1 protein-coding gene is annotated in these 479 nt (G+C 47.0%); it reads left to right on the top strand.

The window, feature by feature from the left end; all coding sequences use genetic code 11:
* On the top strand, positions 1-362 hold a 362-nt coding region (locus tag KP705_RS17315), incomplete at its 5' end, for a hypothetical protein (RefSeq protein ID WP_215765171.1).
* Positions 363-479 lie beyond the last annotated feature (117 nt).

The raw sequence follows: 479 nt of genomic DNA, 5'->3' as shown, positions 1-479 counted from the left end.
GCATTGAAGTTGTCTCTAAGCGACACCATCAGCAGGTTATCGAAAAACTCCAAAAAATTGGATGCGATGCTCTAACGGGGCGTAATCTGTTTGCGTTGCGTGGTTCGTGGGAGCTTGGCAACAGGGATATCAATGCGGTGGATGATTCCGCAAAAGCATATATGCTTGACACTTACACGATATCTCACATGGGTAGAGGTGGGGGTAGCGTCTTAGAAGATGGGATGCTGTCAAAGGTTCTCGACATAGAGCGTCTACAAGACCCCGTAGAGCTTGATGAGCCTCCTATTGAGGTTCCGGATTCCGAATACTTCGAAGCTAATCAGGACGCCTTTCAGGAGCTTGCAGACTGGTATCTTTGAAGCTCCGCAGGACCGACGACAATGTAATTGTCATAGTCGGACACTATGACAAGTCAAATATTGATTTCTATCTGCTACAATAAGTTTCCAGTACCCCACAAACTGAGGGTCGGAGAT

Origin of the sequence: Gluconobacter sp. P1D12_c (assembly GCF_018812105.1) — a bacterium.
GTDB classification, from domain to species: Bacteria; Pseudomonadota; Alphaproteobacteria; order Acetobacterales; family Acetobacteraceae; genus Gluconobacter; species Gluconobacter oxydans_A.
This window is presented reverse-complemented; position numbering and strand designations above follow the sequence as displayed.